Genomic DNA, 22553 nt, shown 5'->3' with positions numbered 1-22553 from the left:
AGGGACAGACCCCTTTAGGCTTAATTGTCACCTTTTTAACAACTTCTCTTCTATTTAGCCTGCTCCCTCTTATTGGTGAAAGCAATAATAAAACATACTATTATACAAATTATTACTGCAATCTTTCCATACAAAGGCACTGCCCCTGCAACTACCTCGTTTGTCTCTGCATTTAAGGCTGTACCGCTGGCTGCTAGGCCGAAGTTATGGCAGATTGCTGCCCCAATAAACATTCCCACTACCGTCACGGCTGAATCAGAGGAACCCTGCCCTGCAAGTATCAGCTGCCTGAGAGGGCATCCTCCTGCAAGAACTGCAGCAAACCCTACAGTATACATACCAAGAATGTTCCACAAATGTTCAGAGTGTGCAATGATTCCCGGTGTATCAAATCCCAGTATGAATCTTCCGGTAGCAATGTTAAATATAAGCATTACTACAAATATTCCCCCGATAACTGTCAGTAAGTCAAAATTCTTCATAAGGATGACATCCCGGATCCCTCCGGCAAAACACATCCTGGACTTTTGAGCCATAGCCCCAAAAATCAATCCGCCTACTAATGACAAGATCAAAGGCGCATGCATACTTCCCGGGCCAGACTCGCTTGCTTTTAAAAGTGATGTTGCCAGTGCAAGCACCAGAATTGCCAGCATAAGAACCGAAAGCACACCCCCGCTCATTTTACCTGTGACATGTGCACGGCCAAGGCTGAACCCTTTCTTTAATGCAAACACGCCTGTTGCAATCCCTAAAATAAACCCAATCAGCGCTACCCATGCATTAAGGTCACCGGCTGACATCCTTATAATCATACGCAGTGGACACCCTAAGAATACGAGTGATCCTATCATAATAATCATCCCCAGCACAAACCGTATCATAGGAGATGAACCTGCGGTGGAGCGGTACTCTTTTGTAGCTACTGAAATAAGAAATGCCCCCAGCACTAATCCAATGATCTCAGGCCTTGCGTACTGCACCGCCTCCGCCTGATGCATCCCCAGGGCGCCCGCCGTGTCACGGATAAAACACGCAATACAAAATGCCATGTTTGCCGGGTTCCCAAAAATAGCCAGGCACACAGCAACAAGACCGCAAATTACACCGGCAATGGCCAGTTTTCCTTTTGAATCCGATAAATTCATTTGATTTCCCTCCTACTCTTCTGCCAATTCTCTAATTGCCTGAATTGCGAAATCAATCTCCTCTTCCGTATTATAGTGAGAAAAGCTGAACCTCACGGCTCCCTGTCCCTCGGTCCCCAGCGCCTGGTGCATTAAGGGCGCACAGTGGGCGCCAGGCCTGGTTGCTATGCCGTAGGTTACAAATAATTCGTCACTCACTTCTGAAGAATCATAATCTCTGATGTTAAAGGAAACAATGGGACATCTCATATCTGTCCCGAAGTCCCCATAGACTTCTACGCCAGGTACCGCAGAAATCCCTTCATAAAAGCGCCTCATCAGACTCAGCTCCGTGGCTCTGATACTGTCGATGCCCGTCTGCTCCAGATACAGAAGTGCAGCTCCCAACCCGGCTATCCCATGGCCGTTCAGAGTCCCTGCCTCCAAAGCTGTAGGCATATCTGACGGATGATGTGTGTTATATGTATCTACTCCGCTGCCTCCGCTTAAAAGAGGGCGTACATCCACTCCCTCCTTCACATACATCCCTCCCGTTCCTTGGGGGCCCAGCAAACTTTTATGCCCAGTAAAGCAAAGGATGTCAATCCCCATCTTCTGTACATCTATAGGAAATACCCCCGCTGTCTGGGATGCGTCTACTATGAATAACACACCATGCCTCTTTGCAATCCTCCCGATTTCTTCTATATCAGTCATATTGCCAGTCAGATTAGAACCATGAGTACACACCACAGCTTTTGTATCATCCCTAATAGCATCCTCAAGCATTTCACAAGAAATGCGCCCTTTTTCATCACAGTCCACAATAGTCAGCTTTGTCCCATGCTCCTGGCACTCGTACAATGGGCGCAGTACTGAATTATGTTCCAGCACTGTAGTAACTACATGGTCATTTGGATTTAAAACACCTTTTATGGCGATATTCAAACTTTCTGTTGAATTTGCAGTAAACACAATACGCCTGGGATTCTCTGCATGAAAAAAGCGGCCAAGCCTCTCTCTCGTCTCGTAAATAACCCTGGATGCACTTAAAGCTGCTTCCGTCGCCCCACGGCCTGCATTTCCGATAGAGTTCAGGGCCTGAACCACCGCCTCTGACACTTCCCTTGGCTTCTGCATTGTTGTTGCTGCATTATCCATATAAATCATATCTTTATCCCCCATGTACATTTTTAGTATACTCTCCGCCACAGGCAGAGTCTAATTGAAAACCAACATAAATAAAGAGTATATATAGATATCCCCTATATATACCCTGCTAAAGGCCTACAGCCAATTTATTACATCCATGCCCCAAAAGATATACCTTGTCGGACACAGTCCGTCCGCCCCTTGAGCCCTGCTTTATGGGGTGCCCTTTGGGTATACCTTGTCGGACACAGTCCGCCCGCCCTTTGGGGGCCTGCTTTATGGGGTGCCCTTTGGGTATACCTTGTCGGACACAGTCCGCCCGCCCTTTGAGGGCCTGCTTTATGGGGTGCCCTTTGGGTATGCCTTGTCGGACACAGTCCGCCCGCCCTTTGGGGGCCTGCTTTATGGGGTGCCCTTTGGGTATAGAAATCTGTACAGCCGTGTGCCTTTAAATTTTATCCTACTCAGACTTCAGCAATATCTCGGCCTCAGACAGCATTCTCTGGATAGACCTTCCTGACCATACGCAGAAAACTTTCTCCTGTAGCTGTAAGCTGGAGGTTTTTATTATAAATAACATTGATATTCCTCCTTTCATCTTCTCCTCCCAGGGGAAAGCTGAGCACCTTTTCTTCCTCTATTTCTTCTTCAGCCGCCAGCCGGGAAATAATAGAAATGCCAGTCCCACTGCCCACCAGCCGCTTAATCGTCTCCTGGTTCTCTATAGTCGCCACAATGTTCAGATCCCTCACCGCTATCCCAACACTTTTCAAAAGTCTCTCCGCCTCCTTGCGCGTCCCAGATCCTTCCTCACGCATAATAACGGGTTCATTCTGAATCCATGATCTGTCCTCAGTATTTATCCCGTCTTTCTCCTTAAGAAATCTGAATTTTTCTGTATTGGGGGTTATTACAATTAGCTCATCTCTGTAAAAAGGAATATAGCAGCAATGCTTTTTCTCCAGGACAGTGCCTGTAAAACCTATATCTGCATTGTGGTTTACAATCTGTTCCACGACTCCCGCACTATCTGTCTCTGTAATCTTCAGCTGCTCCCTGGGATACTTCCTGCTAAAAGCTGTGAGTATAGACGGCAGCAGATACTGGGCAGGAACAGTTGAAGCGGCAATCCTGATGCTGTGCCCTTCCTCTTTTCTCGTCCCATCAAACGCCGCCTCTATCTTTTTCTCCAGAACAACCATCTGTTTTGCGTACTCATACAATATCCTGCCGCTGTCAGATAAATTCACCTCTTTCGTATTTCTCACAAACAGGCGGACATTTAATTCCTGCTCCAAAGAAGAAATGTGCGCGCTCACAGTTGGCTGCGTCAAGAACAAGGCCTTTGCCGCTTTTGAAAAGCTTCCCTCCTCGGCTACTGATACAAATGCCTCTAACTGTTTCAGGTTCATAGATTTGATATCCTTTCACTCTCTGCTCCTGTTTTTTTTGTAACTTTAATACTATCCATATACTCCAGAATGGGTTTTGCACTCTTCCGGCTTGTGGCAAACATATCTCGTATCTCAGCGATTGTAATTTTTCCATTCTCCTTAAGCCTTGAAATAATTTTATCCTGTGCCTCATCCATATATTCCCTTACTGTATACATTCCCTCTGCCACCTTCACAATTTCACCTGAATCTATCAGCAGAATCAAGATATCATCCACAGTCTCCCCGGGAATACCGCCAAAATTTATTTCTGTAATTTTCACAAAATCGTATCCTGCTGCTTTCAGTACATTCAGAAGCTGTCCTTTTATTTTGTTATAGGTTCCATCCAGGCTGATTGTGTATCCCTCTGGCGCTAAAAATTCTTCATGCCGGGACAACGCCCCCTTCTCCACCAGCCATTCGATATATCTGTCAAAAACATTTGGCTTTACCTTTTTTAAAAATGTACTATGAACTTCAGCTTTTGGCATACCATACCGGTAAGGGTACTTTCGGACATAATCCTGCAGGGCGTTTACAAGACGTCCCCTCAATGAAGCCTCATCCGCCATATGCCACACGAATGTCTCTCTCTTCATGGGAAATACACAGACTAAACCCTGCCTTTCCAATTCTGACACTGCCTGGGATGTCTCTTCAATTGAAAGGGCTGACAATTTAGCCAGTTCAGACATTGCTGCCATAGTATCGCTAAACTCGCGTACATGGAGTTCAATCACATCTTCCGCAGAACCTGATTCTTTCTGTCTTAGGCTTTCAATGGCCTCCTGGCTGAAACGCTTCTTCCTGGACGCATTTGGCTCTAAAATGACGCCTCCCCCGACAGTCTCCATAGGTGAATAGAACCGGACAATAAATCTATCCCCTCTTCGAAATGCCACATCTTCCTCCATACGCAGCTGCACATATCCACTTTCCCCCGGCCCAAGGCTTTCACTGTCCAACAATATAGCACGGCACAACACCTCGCTCGTACCACTGAAAAAATGAAGGCGCACCTGGTTTCCCAAAACACGCACGGAAGAATCCAAAATATTCAGCTTCACATCCATCAGCCTTGAATCCCTCATGCTTTTAGGAGGTGCCAGGACACATCCTCTCTGAATCTCTCTTTTTTTCATATTTGAAATATTTACGGCTACACGCTGTCCAGCATAACATGTATCCACATTCACACCATGAACCTGAATATTCCGTATTTTACATTCCTTCCCATTTGGATACATTTCCAGCGTATCCTCTTTTGATATCATCCCGCTAATAAGAGTCCCTGTAATAACTGTGCCAAAGCCAGACATAGAAAATACCCTGTCTACTGGAAGCCGGGGGATCGTATGAATATCTTTCTCCTCCAGCTCCTCTTCGCTGAAATGCTCAATTAACGCTACCAACCCATCTATTCCTTCCCCTGTAGCCGCCGAGACTTTCATCACAGGTGCCCCTTCCAGAAACGTACCTGCAAGTTCTTCCTGAATCTCCTCCTCTACAAGCTCCAGCCACTCCTCATCTACCAAGTCACATTTATTTAGTACCAGGATACTCTTCTTCACACCCAGCATCTCCAGAATGTCCATATGTTCCCTTGTCTGGGGCATAATCCCTTCATCAGCGGCAACTACAAGAAGAACTAAATCCATACCGACTACACCGGCCACCATATTATTAATAAACTTTTCATGCCCCGGCACATCAATAATTCCTGCCCTATTCCCATTTCTTAAATCAAAGTACGTAAATCCAAGGTCGATTGTTATTCCCCTGCGCTGTTCTTCCTCCCATCGGTCTGTATTCCTGCCGGTCAGGGCCTTAATCAGCGTTGTCTTACCATGGTCAATATGCCCTGCTGTCCCAATAATAATATGCTTCATTACAAATCTCTCTCCTTCTCCAGAATATGTGATTTTCTGAGGCCTTCTATGAAATCAGACATACAGCTGCCCTCAAAAGTTCTCATATCCAGCAGAATCCTGTCGTTGACAACCCGGCCGATCACGGGAATAGGGAGGTGCCTCAGCCGCTCCTCCAGACAGGCAGTCGTGATTTTCAGGGGCCGGATCGTTACTGCCATACTTGGAAGTCTTTCCATTGGCAAAGACCCGCCCCCAATCTGGGATTCACACTCAATAACTTCTATCTCCGCATCTAACTTTGCATCCTTTAACATCCCGCAAAATTTGTTTGCCTCTTCTTTGATATCCTCAATTTTGCGGGTAATCATGCGCAGCACAGGTATATTCTGAACCGCCCTTTCTTCGGACAAATATTCCTTTAATACAATCTCCAATGCAGATGCCGTAAATTTGTCAATCCTCAAAGCTCTGGTGAGAGGATTCTTCTTCATTTTGTCTATATACCTCTTCTTCCCCACTATAATTCCAGCCTGCGGGCCTCCTAAAAGCTTATCGCCGCTGAAGCAAACCACATCCGCACCACTTTTTATAGAATCCTGCACAGTAGGTTCATGCTGCAGTCCATATTTACTCAAATCTACCAATACGCCGCTTCCCAGATCTTCAATTACAGGGATTCCATACTTCTCCTTCAATGGAATCAGGTCACTTATAGGCACTGACTCCGTAAAGCCCACGATACAGTAATTGCTTGTATGAACCTTTAAAAAAGCCCTCGTCCGGTCACTGACCGCTTCCTCATAATCTGACAGATGAGTCTTGTTGGTTGTCCCTACCTCTTTGAGTACAGCCTGGCTCTGCTCCATAACATCTGGAATCCTGAACTTCCCGCCTATCTCTACAAGCTCCCCCCTGGATACAACTACTTCGCCGCCCCGGGCCATGGAGCTGAGAATAAGCATCACGGCTGCTGCATTGTTATTGACCGCCATGGCAGCCTCTGCCCCTGTTATTCTACACAAAAGTTTTTCAAAGTGAGAATAACGCTCGCCTCTTCTTCCGGCTTCCAGATCATATTCCAGATTAGAATAGCCCCCTGCGATTCTGGCAACCTGGTTCAGATGTGCAGTTCCCAGGGGGGCGCGCCCCAGGTTAGTATGCAAAATCGTGCCCGTCCCATTGAGCACCTTTGACATATTGGGCCGGTATAAATACGCAATTCTCTGTTCTATATGCTCCGGCAAACTAGCTATTTCCTTTTCTGCAGCTTCCTCATCCTCACAGCTTCCAATAAATTCCCGCAGTTTTTCTTGTTCTTCCCTGACAGCTTCTAATACACTGTCATAGCTGTACTGCTCTGTCATTTTCTTTATTTTTTCGTCCTCCATCAAAACATCCACTTTAGGAATTCTGCGGAACAAAAGTTTCTTATCCATCTTTTTATACAGGCTCCTTCTATCAATTATTTATATTTCTATCTAAATATCTCACCGGCTGGCCATGTTTGATAATTAGCATGTCTGGCTGATACACAGCACCAAAAATGGACTGTCAGATGGGTACAGTAAATTGTCAGATACAATCTAAGGCATCAGCCGTATCAGTTTGTCTGATTTCTCAAGGACACGCCCTATTACAGAGACCTTCGTATCCAGTTTCTTATCTGTTAGTTCTGCGAGGAATTCTCCAAGCTCATTTTGAGGAATGCTAAAAAGCAAGCCGCCTGATGTCTGTGGGTCATAGAGCATATCTGTATAATATTCGTCCACAGACCCCATATCTACAAATTCTCCGCTATGTTCTCTGTTTTTATAGGCCCCTGCCGGTACAAGTCCCATCTTAGCATATCCGGGGGCATCCTCCATATAAGCCACATCTTCTACGTGAATCTCCAGCGTTACATCACTGGCGGATGCCATCTCCGCACAGTGTCCGAGCAGGCCAAACCCAGTAATATCTGTACATGCATGTACAGTAAATCCTTTAGCGGCTTCTGCAGCTTTCTGGTTAAGAGAAGCCATCACTGTAATTACTTCTTTCTCAGCCTGCACAGAGGCCATCCCACCTTTCACGGCCGTTGTTATAATACCGCTGCCAATCTGCTTCGTCAGGATAAGGGCATCTCCCGGCTGGCAGCCATAATTCTTATATATCTTGTCCGGATGCACAAAACCGGAGACACTCAGGCCATATTTAGGTTCCTCATCCTGTACAGAATGCCCGCCTACTAAAACCGCTCTTGCTTCCTTTACCTTGTCCGCTCCGCCTCTCAAAATCTCACCTAATATTTCCGGATCCAGACAATTGGGAAAGCCTACTATATTTAAGGCCACCTTTGGTTCTCCTCCCATGGCATACACATCGCTCAGAGAGTTGGCTGCTGCAATCTGCCCAAAGGTATAAGGGTCATCTACAATCGGAGTAAAGAAATCTACCGTCTGTATCATGGCAATTTCATCCGTCACTTTATAGATTGCGGCATCGTCAGATGTCTCAATTCCAACTATAAGGTTCTCATCATAAAATTCAGGCAGCTTACCCAGAACCTGGGCAAGGGTCTCAGGACCAATTTTAGCTGCTCATCCTGCCGTTTTTGCCATCTGTGTCAGACGTACGTCCTTTCCCTTGTTCATGTCCCTTTTCCTCCTTCCACACTATCCTTTATGGGCGCAGAATCCTTTCTGCCTGATTCATTTTTTCTACGATACTGTACATGTTTGTCACTGTCCCCACCTCTAGCTTTTCTTTCAATCCGTAATAATCCAGGCAGGTACCACATGTCATGATCTCTACGCCCTGGGCCTCCAGATCTTTTAAATCCTCCAAAGATTCAGAACCCTCTGCTGTCAGCGTAGCCCCTCCATTATAAAACAGCATAGCCGATGGCAGCTCGTCCAACTTTGAAACTGCAAAAATAAACCCTTTCATAAGCACTTTTCCAAGTTCATCATCTCCGCTCCCCATGCGGTCAGAACTAATAACCACAACTGTATTTTTTCTCCTGTCAGGCATACACTGTATTTCCTCCTTGTAGTCTGCTGATTCTTTTCTGCCGGCCGTCTGGCTTACTTTTACTGTAATCTTAAATTGATTCTCCCCAATTTTCTCAGACGTAACCTGGCCGCCTTCACTGGATGCCATTTTAGTCACATTCTGGACGGCTATCTCGTTATCAACCAGCACCTCCAACACTTCATCGCCTGTTACTTCCTGCATTGCCTTTTTCGTCTTAATTACGGGGATCGGGCATGCGTCCCCCATAGCGTTAACTGTTATCATATTTAAATTCTCCTTCCTGAAGCACTTATAGATATATTCTATCACTGACTTAGCTTTAGGTAAACAGATTTTATCTCTCTGTTGAAAAAAATAACTGTTTATGAGATGATATGTATAGTTTTTGCCTGTTTAATCATACGAACAGACATTCCAAAAAGAAAGAGGATAAAATTATGTGGATTGCAGACAAGTGGAAAGACTATGAAGTGATAGATTGTTCTCAGGGGGAGAAGCTGGAGCGCTGGGGGGATTATCTTCTTATTCGCCCTGACCCGCAGGTAATTTGGGACACCCCCAGGGAGCATTCTGGATGGAAGCGCCCCAATGGCCATTATCACCGCAGTAAAAAAGGCGGCGGGGAATGGGAGTTTTTTGACCTTCCCCACCAATGGAAGATTTGCTATGGCAGCCTTACTTTTAACTTGAAGCCTTTTAATTTCAAACATACAGGATTATTCCCGGAGCAGGCTGTAAATTGGGATTGGTTTTCTTCAAAAATACAGGGGGCACACAGGCCTGTCCGGGTATTGAACCTTTTCGCCTACACAGGCGGCGCCACGCTGGCCGCAGCCTCTGCCGGCGCACAAGTTACCCATGTGGATGCCTCCAAAGGAATGGTTGCATGGGCCAGGGAAAACGCGCTGGCCTCTGGATTAGAAGACGCCCCCATACGTTGGCTGGTAGATGACTGTGTCAAATTTGTGGAGCGGGAGATACGCCGGGGAAACACTTATGATGCAATTATTATGGATCCCCCCTCTTATGGAAGGGGCCCTAAGGGTGAAATATGGAAAATCGAGGATATGATACATCCATTTATTAAACTCTGTACCCAAGTTTTATCCAAAGATGCCCTGTTTTTTCTAATAAACTCTTATACAACTGGGTTAGCTCCTGCTGTTCTGTCCTATATGATTGCCACAGAATTGAAAAAATGGGGCGGGACAGTGGACGCGCAGGAAATAGGACTTCCGGTAAAGCACAGCCGGCTTACACTCCCCTGTGGAGCTTCTGGACGTTGGGAAAAAGATATTTTGTAAAACGAGAGGCCAGCACCCCCTCAATATGAGAGCTTGCTGGCCTTACATGCCTTAACAGCAATGCTGAGGGATAAACCCTCTTCTTCGACAGTCATATTTATTCTGTCTGTATCAATTCCAAAAATCTGTCTTCGTCTTTAATCCTATATCCTTGGCTCTAAATACAGGATTCTTCCCTTCTTTTTTCTGTTTCAGATAATCCTGCATACAATGCAGGGCCGGCCCTCCCAAAAGAATAATAACTGGAAGGTTGATCAAAGCCATCAATCCCATCAGTACATCTGCAGTATCCCACACCACACTAAAATCCATTGTAGCGCCAGCACATACAATCAAAACTGCACACATGCGGAACACATTGAGGATTCCTTTCTCTGGCACCTTATTGCATATATAGCGCAGTCCCATCTCCGCATAATAGAAATTACCAATTAATGTTGTAAATGCAAAAAGAAATAATGCCACTGTAATAAAGATTGTCCCAAAGCCTCCCAGAGAGCCGGCCACGGCCTCCTGTACATAAGGCATCCCGGCCATAGTCTCTGTGGGCCCTACACCGGAACATAACAGCATAAATCCCGTGGCACTGCAGATCAAAATGGTATCTATATACACAGAAAGCATCTGTACCAACCCTTGCTTTACTGGGTGGGATACTCCGGCAGAAGCAGCAGCATTAGGGGCCGAACCAACCCCGGCTTCATTTGAAAAGAGTCCTCTTTTAATCCCCTGCATCACGGCGGAACCAGCGAATCCGCCAAAAATTGCCGGAATATCAAATGCCCCTTTAAAAATGGCAGCTATCACTCCCGGAAGCAAATTCAGGTGGCTTACCACAATAAATAAAGAGACAGCCAGATAAAACACGCCCATTGCTGGGACAATTACTTCTGTAATCCTGGAAATACGCTTGCTTCCCCCGAAAATACACAAACCAAAAATAAATGCAAGCACAATCCCCACAATAATAGGAGTCACTCCAGGCCGATAGAAATCATATCTGCGGAAAGAATCTGCAATATTAAACGACGCAACCATATTGAACCCGCCCATATAAGTTGCAATCAGACATACTGCAAATAAAACGCCAAGCCACCTTTTCTTAAGGACTGCCTGAATATAATATGCAGGCCCCCCGTAGGAGCCTCCATCTGCAGCTTTCCGCTTATATATCTGTGCCAGCGTACTCTCCACAAACGCTGATGCGCTTCCAAGCAGGGCAATCAGCCACATCCAGAACATGGCCCCTGCGCCGCCAATACAGAGAGCCGTAGAAATTCCTGCGATGTTGCCTGTCCCCACCCTGGACGCGGTAGATACCATCAACGCCTGGAAGGAAGAGATTGATTTCTCATCTGACTTCGGCTCCAGCACTACTTTAAATGCCTCTTTCAGACATTTAAACTGTACAAACTTCGTTCTGACTGTAAAATAAATACCTGCCCCGACAAGCAGGATAATCAAAATATAGCTGTACAGCCAGTTACTTAAGGTTCCAATAATCTCTGCATACAATCCCACATACCTCTCTCTCTTTGCCTTATATTTTAATTTGTGAAAATACTTCCCCTATGGGCCCATTGATCATTAAATCCGCCTTCACCGGGCGGGCAGTTTCTGATTTATTGATCACCACCAAGTATCTGCCATGAAAGTAATCTATGAATCCTGCAGCCGGGTACACAACTAAAGAGGTGCCGCCTATAATCAAGGTGTCCGCACCTGTAATAGCCTCTATTGCCCCTTGTATTGTCGCTGTGTCAAGTCCTTCTTCATAAAGTACCACATCTGGCTTAATGATCCCTCCACATTCGCAGCGCGGAATCCCTTTTGAGCCTTTTACATAGTGAGCATCGTAAAACCTGCCGCAGTCCATACAATGGTTCCGGTGGATACTTCCATGAAGCTCAAATACATTTTTACTGCCTGCCGCCTGGTGCAGGCCGTCTATATTCTGCGTGATAACTGCCCTGAGCTTTCCCGCTTGCTCAAGGAGGGCCAGTTTTCTATGGGCCGGGTTAGGCTTCGCCTCTAACAGCATCATCTTCTCTTTATAGAAGTCATAAAAGGCTTCTGTATGAGATACAAAGAAACTGTGGCTGACTACCTGCTCGGGGGAATACTTATAGGTTTGGTGGTATATTCCATCAGCACTTCTAAAATCTGGAATATTACTTTCTGTTGATACACCTGCCCCGCCAAAAAATACAATATTCTCACTTTGGCCTATAATATTTTGCAGACGCTCCACTTCTTCTACATACATCTCTTTTCCTCCCCGGCTTTCTAACACCATACTATATTCAAAGGCAGCATGTCCATTTAGCAGTCCCGTACATTTCCCTTTTTAATATGCTTATCCACAATCTCCTGCATACATTTCCATATTTCTGCCGATGTCTCGCCTATTTTTTCATTTCTTTTATATATCCAGGACTTCTGCACATCGTGCTCACTCCAGCTCTTTCCGCCGGATGCATCATTTAACAGCAGAGGCTGAAAGTTGTCCAGCAAGTGGGCATATTTTGCCTCTGCTGTCTCATACGCCTCGAACTCTTCCCACAGTTCCCGGAAAGTACTGCCCTGGTCATCTGGAAGCAAGCCAAATATCCGTTCTGCAGCCTTGACCTCCCTCTGCCTCTTCGTTTCCGCCCCTTTCATATCATATGCATATGTGTCCCCGGCATCAATTTCTACCAAGTCATGGATTAAAACCATGATTATGGCTTTCAAGATATCTGCCTCCGGGACATACTCTTTTAAAAGCACAGCCATAACAGCAATATGCCATGAATGCTCGGCATCATTTTCCTTCCGCTCCCCGTCTGCCAGGTATGTCTGCCGGTAAATATTTTTTACTTTGTCGATCTCCCTGATAAATTCAAGCTGCTGTTCCAGCCTTGTCATTTCAGCCACCTCTTTTCCATCGTTTTTACCGGAGTGTCTTTGACGGTTTATAGAAATCATCTCCATATTCAGGGCCTGCTCCGGCCTGATTTATTTTAATTATACCACATGCCTGCACGGGTTAATCACATGGATTCCTGTCCGTCACTTTCCTTTTTCTGCTTCCCTCTCCATAACAGCATAAATCCGATAGCCGCAAGAACTGCCTGGCTTACCGGCACAGACAGCCACACTCCATCTACGCCTAGAAACCTTGGCAGGGCGAAAGCCACAAGCAAGGCAAGAACGCAGGGTTCCCCGTAAATAAGCAGATATGCGCTTTTATTATCCTTCACAGCATAAAAATAAGCGGTTGTGATTCTTAGAAAGGCAATAAATATAAAACCCGCTATAAAAACCACAAGCACATCTGTCACTTCTGCTGCCACTGTTTCTGATGTACCAAAAAATACCGGAATTTTATGCCGGAGCAGGAATATCCCTGCCATACATACAGCAGATGTGCAAAAAGCATACATATACGCCATTCTCCGAACCTGTTTCACAAGCTCCTCATTTTGCGCCCCATGGTAAAGGCCAATCAGGGGCTGGGATCCATCACCTATCCCTTGTAATAACAGCTGAACCACACACACTACATAACTTACTACAGCATAGCAGGATACCGCCAGTTCCCCACCGTAAGCTAATGCCCCTCTGTTCAGGATGATAATAACAATATTGGGTAAGAGCGTCAGGCCAAATGGGGAAAGGGCAACCTGTAGAATCCGGCATATCACAGATTTGGCAGGCCGCAGAACAGCCGTATGAAAAATTCTTTTCAGGAACAGGAAAAGCACACAGGGAACGACTGTCACAAGTTGGCCGATCAATGTGGCCGCCGCCGCCCCCGCAACGCCCTTCTGATATACAGATACAAACAGCCAGTCCAGCACTACATTTGTGCTGAATCCCATAATCATGGCTGCCATAGCGGTAACTGAGCCATGATAATTACGGACAATAGGCAGTAATCCAGTTCCCATAATCTGAAAGGATGCTCCCCAAACTAAGATTCTAATATAATCAGCCGCATAATTCATCAGTTCCCCCGTTGCCCCAAACGCCGACAAAATTGCAGGATAAGTAACCCCAAGCAATATAGTCAGCAGTACACAGCAAAATACAAGCATGAAAAGTGTATTGCCAAGAAACGCTTTTTCCTCTTTCCTTTTACCGCTGCCATGGCAGATGGCTATCTGAATAGCGCCCCCCATGCCAATCCCAGTGCCTGCCGCCTGCATAACGGCTACAATAGGATATGCCACATTTATAGCGGCCAGGCCGATATCCCCTATATTTCTGCCTACGAACCAGCCGTCTACAATAGCATATATACCTGAAAATGCAAATGCCAGCATAGAGGGCAAAACGTTTGCAGCAAATTGTTTTCTGATCATCTTGTGCAACTCCCCTAAAAAGTGATATATTCTTTTACCTGCTGTCTATCCGTAAATCAAAACTATCTGGTAATACTTACATGATTCTCTGCGTCAGTGCCTGAAAAAGGAGCTGCCGCAAAATATAAAATTCAATTGGATATCGTTCAGCCACTTTCTTGTTATTGATATTGTCAAGATTAGTTGACACATTTATTTCAAGGATATCACTGACTATGCTACCAGTTCCAAATCCTCATAATACTGTCTGCGTTTTATCATGGGAGGAAGCCCGCCATTGGCAGAGCAGATCCTCCGGTTATTCCAGTAGCTGAGGAAGTATCTCCAAATGAGCGCCTTTAATTCCTCTACCGTCATCTGCCTTGTGTCATAGCGGTCATAAAGGAGCTCTGTCTTCATTCTGGCCCACATACTCTCACAGCGTGCATTATCATGGCAGCGTCCTCCTGCACTGTTCATGCTTTGGTGGATGTGGTGCTCCCGGATGGTCTGGCGGTAAGACTCACTGGTATACTGTGTCCCACGGTCACTGTGGATGATCGCTCCTTCCAATGCGGGATATGCAGTCAGGGCATTTTCCAGTGTTTGGATACACAGATCTGCTTTCATGTTTGTCCCCATTGACAGACCGAGGACGCTAAGATCAAAGCAGTCGAAAATCGCAGATACATACAGTTTCCCATTGCGCGCCGGAATCTCCGTGATATCTGTAATACATTTTTCTAATGGGGCATCTGAATGGAAATCCCGCTTCAACAGATCATCCGATTTCATGGCTTCCCGGTCTGCCTTTGTAAGTCCATTCGGCTTTCTCTTTGGCCGATGGCTCAGGCCGATCTGATCCATAACCCGGTATACGGTCCGTTCACTGGGTATATGTACGCCCTCCGGCTGCTTCAGCAACAGCGCCTGATACATCCGGATCCGTCCATAAGTATCGTTACATTCATCCTCACTGATGATTTCTTTCATGGCATCCGCCAGATCCTGGTACTTCCATGGACGGTCTTTGTTTGCGAGATATTTATAGAAGCCCTGCCGGCTGATACCAAGCATCCGGCAATAAAATGAAATTTTTCCGGTAATCCTGCCGTCCTCTGTTTTCAAAGCGAGAAAGATCATTCTCTGGTTTTTGCTGACTTCCGACGGCTGGCGGCGAAAAAAGCGCTGGCTTCCTCCAGAAATTCATTTTCTTCCTTCAGGCGGCGGATTTCTTTATCCTGCTCCTTCACCCGCTTACGCAGCATGGTAATTTCTTCTGACAGGCTCATTGCACTGGCAGGGGTATGGGAACCTTCCCCAACATCCAGCTTACCAGCTCTTACAGCTTTCAGCCATGTATGGATGGTTCCTTCAGGGATTCCTAATTCTTTAGCAGCCTTAGCGCCGCCGATTTCTTTGGCAAGTTTCACTGCCTGTACTTTGTATTCATGGTCATATTTACGTGCCACTTTGAATACCTCCTTATTCTCTTGGTTTTATTATGAAATCCTTGAGAATAAGCTGTCAACTTTTTTTATACCACACCATATTGATATCTTAATATGAAAATTTATTTTGCAACAACCCCATGTTCTCTAATTATGTAAATGACTCTGTCTTTATAGGTCCACACGGCCTGTTGTATCACCGTTAATTACATAATAAGCTGCGAATTCTTCCGGCTTAAGGTAAATCTTTACATCTTTCATATCTCCTACCTTATTCTTCAGTTCCTTAGTCCATACATTCTTTACTTTCTGAAGGATTTCCTTTTCTGTATATTCATTCCCTGCAAACTGGAGGAAAATTTCGGTCTTTATCTCAGACTTTTTTGTTGTCCTGCCTGTAGTTGTTTTCTTCGGTGCTGCTTTCTTTATAGTTATTTTCTCCGGTTCTTTCTTTTCGGGTTCTGGATCCTTTAAGACTGCAGCTCTGGTTTCAATTGCTTTTGTAGTATCCTTTTTTGTCTCAATCGCCTTTGTCTGGCCGGCCTTTGTCCCGATTTCTTCTGTCTTAACTGTTTTTGTAGCCTCACTTTTAGCAGCCATTTCCTTTTCAGCAGAAACTGTCCCCTCTGCTTTCTCTACAGCTGGCTTAGTGGTTACTGGTTTCTTTGTTGCTTTCTTTGTTGCCATACTTGCTCCCTTTCCGCTTAAACACTCAAGTATTTAGACTTCAACATAAACATTAATCTGCTACAGAATGTATTGTACCTCATTTTTCTAAAAAGGTCAAAAAAAACTTTCCCCTAGAACTTAAAGGATGCTACTCTCTTTCTTTATAATTCCTAAAAAATTTAGAAAGACTGTCCAGCGTTTTTAATAGAACTGGGATTTCCTTATCATCCAGGCTGCCAATCACAGCATCTGTCATCTGCATATGAAAATCCTGGTGGTGCAGATAGGCTCCCCTCCCTTTCTCAGTAAGCCTTATATAAACCACCCTCCGGTCTGCCTCACTTCTTGTACGAGTTACATACTTTTTATTTACCAGGCTGTTGATGGATGTAGTCAGGGAACCGGCAGTAATCCCAAGCCTTTTTGCTACCGCAGACATGGTACTGTCATCCCCAAGTCCTACAGCTTCTATAATATGCATGTCATTATTACTGATATCCTTATATTCATCCGTTATGATGGCCTCCTCTTCAAGCTCCCAGATCTCGTTAAACAAGTGGACCAATATGTCATTGATAGTCTCATGTGCATTCACAGAACAGTATTCTCCTTCCTGCATTCTTATGTATGCCCTCTTTGCCCCTCTATGTCCCTGTTCAACAGACCTTTGTCTTTGCTGTTTTTCTGCCTATCAAATGATATCTGAGGAGCATGATTACGGTATTGAAAAATGATTTGCCTATTTTATGCCCGGCTCATGTCCCCTGACCGTACGCTGTCAAAATAAGGAGTGAATTACTTCTTTTACTGTTTCCATCCTGTTAGCTTTATACGCATATGCCCCGCAAAACAGCAGTGCATCCTCTATATTTCCTCTGGCCGCATTTATAAGGCCATCCGTAATGCAGTAAGGGATCTCTTCTGGATTACAATGTGCGAGGCAGCCATGGCATGGCGTATGGGGAACCTTTTCTCCCAGCATAACACGTTTCATAAAAGGATTCAAGATGGCCCTTCCAGGCATCCCAACTGGACTCTCTACTATGGCTATATCTTCCTTTTTGGCCCGGATATAGGCTTCTTTATAGCGTATATCCGCATCGCACTCATAGGTAGTCACGAAGCGTGTAGCTACCTGTACCCCATCCGCCCCCAGTCCTCCCGCTCTCAGGACATCACCGGAACTATAAACTCCCCCTGCAAGAATCACTGGTATTTTTCTCTGATAGTTTTGTTCGTATGCCCTGACTGTAGCGATTATTTTTCGCACTTCCTCTTCATATACATCCGGGGTATATTTTTCCAGCTCGCTCTTTTTAAATCCTAGGTGCCCTCCGGCCAATGGACCCTCCACAATCACCAAGTCAGCTGTCCTTTTATATTTTTTATCCCAATACTTTAAAATAATTCTGGCAGATTTATCCGTTGATACAATAGGCGCAATCGCCGCAGAACTATCCTTAGCCAGGCCTGGAAGCTCCGTAGGCAGTCCGGCCCCTGAAATTATGATGTCTGCGCCAGCCTGCAGGGCCATTTTTACATGCCGGGCATAATCCCTAAGAGCTACCATAATATTGAAGCCAACCACGCCATTGGGCGATATTTTTCTCGCCTTACCCATTTCTTTTTGTATGGCCCTTAAGTTCGCCTGTGCGGGATGCCTGTCGAAATCAGGTTCCTGGTATCCAATCTGGGCGGTAGAGATAACTCCAACCCCGCCTTCTGCCGCCACGGTGCCTGCAAGGCCCCCAAGGCTGATACCCACCCCCATCCCACCCTGAATCAGAGGGATAGGAACTATTTTCTTTCCTATTTTAAATGACTCCATATACTTATCCTCTTTTCTGCCTCCACTATTTTCAGTATTTCTGGAGGACACGCCCACAGATAAAGTGAGGGATTCCTTCCATATTACATTTCCCGACTTCCTGCAAGTCTCCCCTGCCACTCTACATTTTCCGAAAACGCTGGTATCTTCTCTCTGTCAGTTCTGCTTCCTGCATAGCAGAATACTTATCCAAAAATCCACCTATATGATATTCAAGTATTTTGCAGACTTCAGTAATATTTTCATGTGTATACTGCTCTGGCTCTGGTATTACCTGTTCGATAATTTTTAATTTCATTAAATCATTCGCTGTCAGACGCATGACCTCTGCAGCCTCGCTGGCACGTTTACTGTCCTTCCATAAAATACTGGCAAACCCCTCAGGGGAGAGAATAGAGTAAACTGAATTTTCCAGCATCCATACCTCATCTGCGACAGCCAGTGCCAAGGCCCCTCCGCTGCCTCCCTCACCAATAACAATAGAGAGCACGGGCACTTTCAAGGATGACATTTCGAAAAGATTTCTGGCGATGGCTTCTCCCTGTCCACGCTCCTCAGCACCTAACCCGCAAAAGGCTCCCGGTGTATCCACAAAACAAATAATAGGGCGTTTGAATTTCTCAGCCTGTTTCATAAGACGGAGCGCCTTCCTATACCCTTCCGGGGAAGGCATGCCAAAATTTCTCTCAATATTTTCTTTTGTTGTATTACCTTTCGCCTGGGCAATCACCGTCACGGGGATCCCCTTAAAATATGCAATCCCCCCCATAACAGCAGGATCCTCACGGAAATATCTGTCTCCATGCAGTTCTATAAAATCTTCAAATAGTATATCCACATATTCTGCTCCTACAGGACGGTCTTTTTTTCGTGATATTTGTACACGCTCCCAGGCATTTTTTGTCTCTTTCTTATCTGCCTGACTACTAAGCAGAGTATCATCACTTGCCTCTGCACCTATTTTCCCACCTGCACAATTATGAATCTTCAGTATTTGGGATAATACCTGTTTCATTTCTTCACGGTTTACAATACGGTCAATAAATCCATGTTCCAGCAGAAACTCTGAGCGCTGGAACCCATCTGGCAGTTTCTCCCCGATTGTCTGCTCAATGACACGGGGTCCGGCAAAACCGATCAACGCATTAGGCTCTGCCAGAATTATATCGCCCAGCATCGCAAAACTTGCGGTCACTCCGCCTGTAGTAGGATCTGTCAGAACAGAAATATACAGGTTGCCGGCATCGCTGTGTCGTTTTAAGGCTGCAGATGTTTTAGCCATCTGCATTAAAGATATAATTCCCTCCTGCATACGGGCCCCCCCTGAGCAGGCAAACAGAATCACCGGGAGATTCTCCTTTGTCCCACGCTCCACCGCCCGGGTTATTTTCTCTCCAACAACTTCTCCCATACTTGCCATGAGAAATCTCCCGTCACAAACCCCAATCACTGCAGGACTGCCATTAATCCTTATTTTCCCTGTCACAACTGCTTCTTCCAGTTTTGTCTTTTCCTGTAAAGCTTCAATCTTCTCCTCATATCCTCGGAATTGAAGAGGGTTTGTAGAAACCATACAGTGATCCCACTCTTCAAAAGACCCCTCATCTGCCAACATCTCAATCCTTCTATACGCATGGATACGGAAATATCCGCCACATTTCGGGCAGATATAAAAACCTGCCCTAACATCATCAGCAATGATTGCCGCTCCACATTTATTACATTTCCGTAAAAGTCCCTGGGGAACTTCCGGCTTGGAATCCTTCAGGGAAATATAACCTCTTTTCCTTGTTTTTTTAAACATATTCTGCAACTTCATAGATAACTCCTGACTTGTGGTTTGAGAGGAGGGGTCAGTCCCCTTTGCAAAGGGGACTGACCCTTTTGCTCTCCATTTTCAGAAAATTCACTCAATTTCAGCTCTTAATCCTCTCAATAAATTCTATATCAATGTCTCCAGACTCAAAATCCGGGTGATGTAATATTTCATATTGATAATCAACATTCGTGTTAATTCCTTCAATTATCACTTCTCCCAGAGCGCTTCTCATTTTGCGTATAGCTTCTTTCCGGTTTTTTGCGTGTACAATTAGTTTTGCAAGCATGGAATCATAATATGGTGTTACTGTATATCCACTATAAATTGCAGAATCAATCCTGACGCCCTTGCCGCCAGGCAAATACATGTCAGTAATTGTTCCTGGGGAGGGACGGAAATTTTTATCCGGGTTTTCAGCATTAATGCGGCATTCAATTGCATGACCTGTGATCCTGACATCCTCCTGGGTATGACTCAATTGTTTTCCATCTGCAATCCGAATCTGTTCTTTAATCAAGTCAATTCCAGTAACCCATTCTGTAACTGGGTGCTCTACCTGAATACGGGTATTCATTTCCATGAAGTAAAAATCCCCACTTTTTTCTAACAAAAATTCTATAGTGCCAGCGTTTACATAATCTGCTGCCTTTGCCGCCTTAACAGCCGCATCTCCCATTATCTCACGCAATTCTGGAGATAAAGCAACTGAGGGGGATTCCTCTATCATTTTTTGGTGATTTCTCTGGACAGAACAGTCACGCTCTCCCAAATGGATTACATTTCCATGCTTATCTGCCAGAATTTGAAACTCAATGTGCCTGGGATGCTGCACAAAATGTTCTATATACATAGTCTCATCGCCAAAGGCCATCTTTGCTTCCTTCTGGGCCGTGTGGAAGCTGCCAGCAAACTCCTCCGGGTTCTTTGCCACGCGCATCCCCTTTCCGCCCCCGCCAAGGGCAGCTTTAATTATAACCGGATACCCTATTTCTGCTGCTATGATAGCTCCCTTTGAAGCATCATATATGGGGTATTGACTTCCTGGTATCACCGGCACTCCTGCAGCAGCCATTGTATTTCTTGCCTCCTGCTTATTTCCCATTTTACGAATAACTGTGGAATCCGGGCCAATAAATACAATACTACATTGCTCACAGAGCTCTGCAAACTTACTATTTTCAGACAAGAAACCAAATCCAGGATGGATAGCATCAGCCCCCGACACAAGAGTTGCGCTGATAATTCTCTCCATGCTCAGATAGCTCTCCGAGGATACCGCGGGGCCAATACAGATTGCTTCATCGGCTAACTGTGTGTGAAGGGCCTCCTTATCGGCCTCTGAATATACCGCCACTGTCTCAATCCCCATTTCACGGCATGCCCGGATAATCCGTACAGCTATCTCCCCTCGGTTTGCAATCAATACCTTCTCTATCATAAACCGTAATTCTCCTTAATTTCCTACCATAAATGTCAATTCAGCGCTGACTGCCAACCTACCTTCAACTGTGGCTTTTGCTTCCCCAATACCTACAGGCCCCTTCTGCTTAATAATTTTGGTCTCCAGCCTCAGCTTATCTCCGGGCACTACTTTCCCTTTAAATTTACATTTCTGGATACCGCCAAAATACGCAACCTTCCCTTTGTTGTGCTCCATGCTCAATATAGCTACTGCTCCAACTTGGGCAAGGGCCTCTACTGTCAATACTCCTGGCATTACCGGCTCCTGGGGGAAATGTCCCTTAAAAAAATCTTCCCTGTAAGTTACACATTTATATCCCACCGCAAACTGCCCAGGTTCATAATCCTCAATATAATCAACTAACAAAAAAGGGTGCCTGTGAGGAATAATTTCTTGGATCTGCTGGATATCTAATCTATTCATTTTTACCTTCTTTCCGTAAAAGGGGTCTGTCCCCTTTGCATAGGGGTCTGTCCCTTTTGCAAAAGGGTCTGTCCCCTTTGACCTCGATTGACTATTTTATAACAAACAATGGCTGTCCATACTCGACTGTGTCTCCATTTTTCACCAGTATCTCTGCGACAACCCCTGTATAGTCACTTTCAATATCATTCATCAATTTCATAGCCTCCACGATGGCCAGCACCTGCCCCTCTTTCACGCTGTCGCCAGCGGCGACAAAGGGTGCGGCATCCTCAGACGGCGCAGCATAAAAAGTCCCCACTAAGGGCGATTTAATGATTTTACCATCTATAACCCCAGATATTCCTTTATCTCCAGATACTTCTGCTTGTTTCTCATTTCGTTCTCCCTGAAAGCCAGGCACCGCCTGTTCACTGGAAATTGTCTGTATCATATGGGACTGTGTCTCCTGGATATTTCCAGCCATATCAGCCAAACCTATATTTTTCACCAGAGACAGCTTAACCGCTCCTTCTTCATATTGAAATTCTGTTAATGTGGAACGAGATATAGCCTCCACTAACTGTAATATTTCATCTATTCTCATAATTCCTATCCTATTCCTATCAAAATCAAACTTTGTTGGATATTCAATGCTCTGCAAGGTATACCCAAGGAGATACATTATTTAC

The 22553-nt window shown here is 45.3% G+C and carries 21 protein-coding genes; 1 reads left to right on the top strand and 20 read right to left on the bottom strand.

The window, feature by feature from the left end:
- Positions 1 to 50: 50 nt before the first annotated feature.
- From yedE to yedF, 7 genes are all read right to left on the bottom strand, one after another.
- Positions 51 to 1148: a YedE family putative selenium transporter gene (yedE, locus tag EFA47_RS01500; protein ID WP_122641696.1), complete on the bottom strand. Its 1098-nt coding sequence runs from the start codon at positions 1146 to 1148 to the stop codon at positions 51 to 53.
- Between the two features lie 12 nt (positions 1149 to 1160).
- Positions 1161 to 2297 (bottom strand): aminotransferase class V-fold PLP-dependent enzyme, encoded by a 1137-nt coding sequence (locus tag EFA47_RS01495; protein WP_122644363.1) that lies wholly within the window; start codon positions 2295 to 2297, stop codon positions 1161 to 1163.
- A gap of 470 nt (positions 2298 to 2767) precedes the next feature.
- Positions 2768 to 3691, bottom strand: coding sequence for a selenium metabolism-associated LysR family transcriptional regulator (locus EFA47_RS01490; RefSeq protein ID WP_122641695.1), 924 nt, complete (start codon positions 3689 to 3691; stop codon positions 2768 to 2770).
- Positions 3688 to 5604 (bottom strand): selenocysteine-specific translation elongation factor, encoded by a 1917-nt coding sequence (gene selB, locus EFA47_RS01485; protein ID WP_122641694.1) that lies wholly within the window; start codon positions 5602 to 5604, stop codon positions 3688 to 3690. The genes EFA47_RS01490 and selB overlap by 4 nt, the downstream gene beginning before the upstream one ends.
- The gene (gene selA / locus EFA47_RS01480) at positions 5604 to 7022 is read right to left on the bottom strand and encodes an L-seryl-tRNA(Sec) selenium transferase (RefSeq protein ID WP_122641693.1); all 1419 of its coding nucleotides are present in this window, start codon (positions 7020 to 7022) and stop codon (positions 5604 to 5606) included. Before selA ends, selB begins: the two co-directional genes overlap by 1 nt.
- Before the next feature lie 147 nt (positions 7023 to 7169).
- Positions 7170 to 8219, bottom strand: coding sequence for a selenide, water dikinase SelD (selD, locus tag EFA47_RS01475; protein ID WP_122641692.1), 1050 nt, complete (start codon positions 8217 to 8219; stop codon positions 7170 to 7172).
- A gap of 28 nt (positions 8220 to 8247) precedes the next feature.
- Complete coding sequence (gene yedF, locus EFA47_RS01470) at positions 8248 to 8865, bottom strand: sulfurtransferase-like selenium metabolism protein YedF (RefSeq protein WP_122641691.1); 618 nt, start codon at positions 8863 to 8865, stop codon at positions 8248 to 8250.
- 173 nt (positions 8866 to 9038) lie between these two features.
- Between yedF and EFA47_RS01465 the strand changes: the two genes are divergently transcribed.
- Positions 9039 to 9905 carry a class I SAM-dependent methyltransferase gene (locus EFA47_RS01465; protein ID WP_122641690.1) on the top strand — a complete coding sequence of 289 codons (867 nt, stop codon included), beginning with the start codon at positions 9039 to 9041 and terminating at the stop codon, positions 9903 to 9905.
- 111 nt (positions 9906 to 10016) lie between these two features.
- Here EFA47_RS01465 and EFA47_RS01460 read toward each other — a convergent pair whose 3' ends face one another.
- The 13 genes from EFA47_RS01460 to accB all read right to left on the bottom strand — a co-directional run bounded on the left by EFA47_RS01460 (position 10017) and on the right by accB (position 22468).
- Positions 10017 to 11420 (bottom strand): alanine/glycine:cation symporter family protein, encoded by a 1404-nt coding sequence (locus EFA47_RS01460; protein ID WP_122644362.1) that lies wholly within the window; start codon positions 11418 to 11420, stop codon positions 10017 to 10019.
- 25 nt (positions 11421 to 11445) lie between these two features.
- Complete coding sequence (locus tag EFA47_RS01455; protein ID WP_122641689.1) at positions 11446 to 12171, bottom strand: NAD-dependent protein deacylase; 726 nt, start codon at positions 12169 to 12171, stop codon at positions 11446 to 11448.
- 56 nt (positions 12172 to 12227) lie between these two features.
- A complete protein-coding gene (locus EFA47_RS01450; RefSeq protein WP_122644361.1) occupies positions 12228 to 12812 on the bottom strand; it encodes an HD domain-containing protein in 585 nt (194 codons plus the stop codon).
- Positions 12813 to 12937: 125 nt separating this feature from the next.
- On the bottom strand, positions 12938 to 14251 hold the full coding sequence (locus tag EFA47_RS01445) for an MATE family efflux transporter (protein ID WP_122641688.1): 1314 nt from the start codon (positions 14249 to 14251) through the stop codon (positions 12938 to 12940).
- Between the two features lie 213 nt (positions 14252 to 14464).
- Entirely contained in the window at positions 14465 to 15373 is a 909-nt protein-coding gene (locus EFA47_RS01440; RefSeq protein ID WP_072524276.1) for an IS3 family transposase, read from the bottom strand.
- The gene (locus EFA47_RS01435) at positions 15370 to 15702 is read right to left on the bottom strand and encodes a transposase (RefSeq protein ID WP_072524275.1); all 333 of its coding nucleotides are present in this window, start codon (positions 15700 to 15702) and stop codon (positions 15370 to 15372) included. Before EFA47_RS01435 ends, EFA47_RS01440 begins: the two co-directional genes overlap by 4 nt.
- A gap of 150 nt (positions 15703 to 15852) precedes the next feature.
- Positions 15853 to 16368: a DUF6465 family protein gene (locus tag EFA47_RS01430; protein WP_122641687.1), complete on the bottom strand. Its 516-nt coding sequence runs from the start codon at positions 16366 to 16368 to the stop codon at positions 15853 to 15855.
- A 130-nt stretch (positions 16369 to 16498) separates the two neighbouring features.
- Complete coding sequence (locus EFA47_RS01425) at positions 16499 to 16945, bottom strand: MarR family winged helix-turn-helix transcriptional regulator (RefSeq protein ID WP_122644360.1); 447 nt, start codon at positions 16943 to 16945, stop codon at positions 16499 to 16501.
- Between the two features lie 183 nt (positions 16946 to 17128).
- Positions 17129 to 18178 carry an NAD(P)H-dependent flavin oxidoreductase gene (locus EFA47_RS01420; protein WP_122644359.1) on the bottom strand — a complete coding sequence of 350 codons (1050 nt, stop codon included), beginning with the start codon at positions 18176 to 18178 and terminating at the stop codon, positions 17129 to 17131.
- Positions 18179 to 18299: 121 nt separating this feature from the next.
- Entirely contained in the window at positions 18300 to 19997 is a 1698-nt protein-coding gene (locus EFA47_RS01415; RefSeq protein ID WP_122641686.1) for an acetyl-CoA carboxylase carboxyltransferase subunit alpha, read from the bottom strand.
- A 97-nt stretch (positions 19998 to 20094) separates the two neighbouring features.
- Positions 20095 to 21435 (bottom strand): acetyl-CoA carboxylase biotin carboxylase subunit, encoded by a 1341-nt coding sequence (locus EFA47_RS01410; protein WP_122641685.1) that lies wholly within the window; start codon positions 21433 to 21435, stop codon positions 20095 to 20097.
- Positions 21436 to 21450: 15 nt separating this feature from the next.
- Positions 21451 to 21882 (bottom strand): 3-hydroxyacyl-ACP dehydratase FabZ, encoded by a 432-nt coding sequence (gene fabZ, locus EFA47_RS01405; RefSeq protein ID WP_122641684.1) that lies wholly within the window; start codon positions 21880 to 21882, stop codon positions 21451 to 21453.
- Positions 21883 to 21973: 91 nt separating this feature from the next.
- Entirely contained in the window at positions 21974 to 22468 is a 495-nt protein-coding gene (accB, locus tag EFA47_RS01400) for an acetyl-CoA carboxylase biotin carboxyl carrier protein (protein ID WP_122644358.1), read from the bottom strand.
- Between the last annotated feature and the right edge of the window lie 85 nt (positions 22469 to 22553).

It is taken from the genome of Luxibacter massiliensis (assembly GCF_900604355.1).
GTDB classification, from domain to species: domain Bacteria; phylum Bacillota; class Clostridia; order Lachnospirales; family Lachnospiraceae; genus Luxibacter; species Luxibacter massiliensis.
Note: the sequence above shows the minus strand (reverse complement) of the source record. Positions and strands in the feature narration are given on the sequence as shown.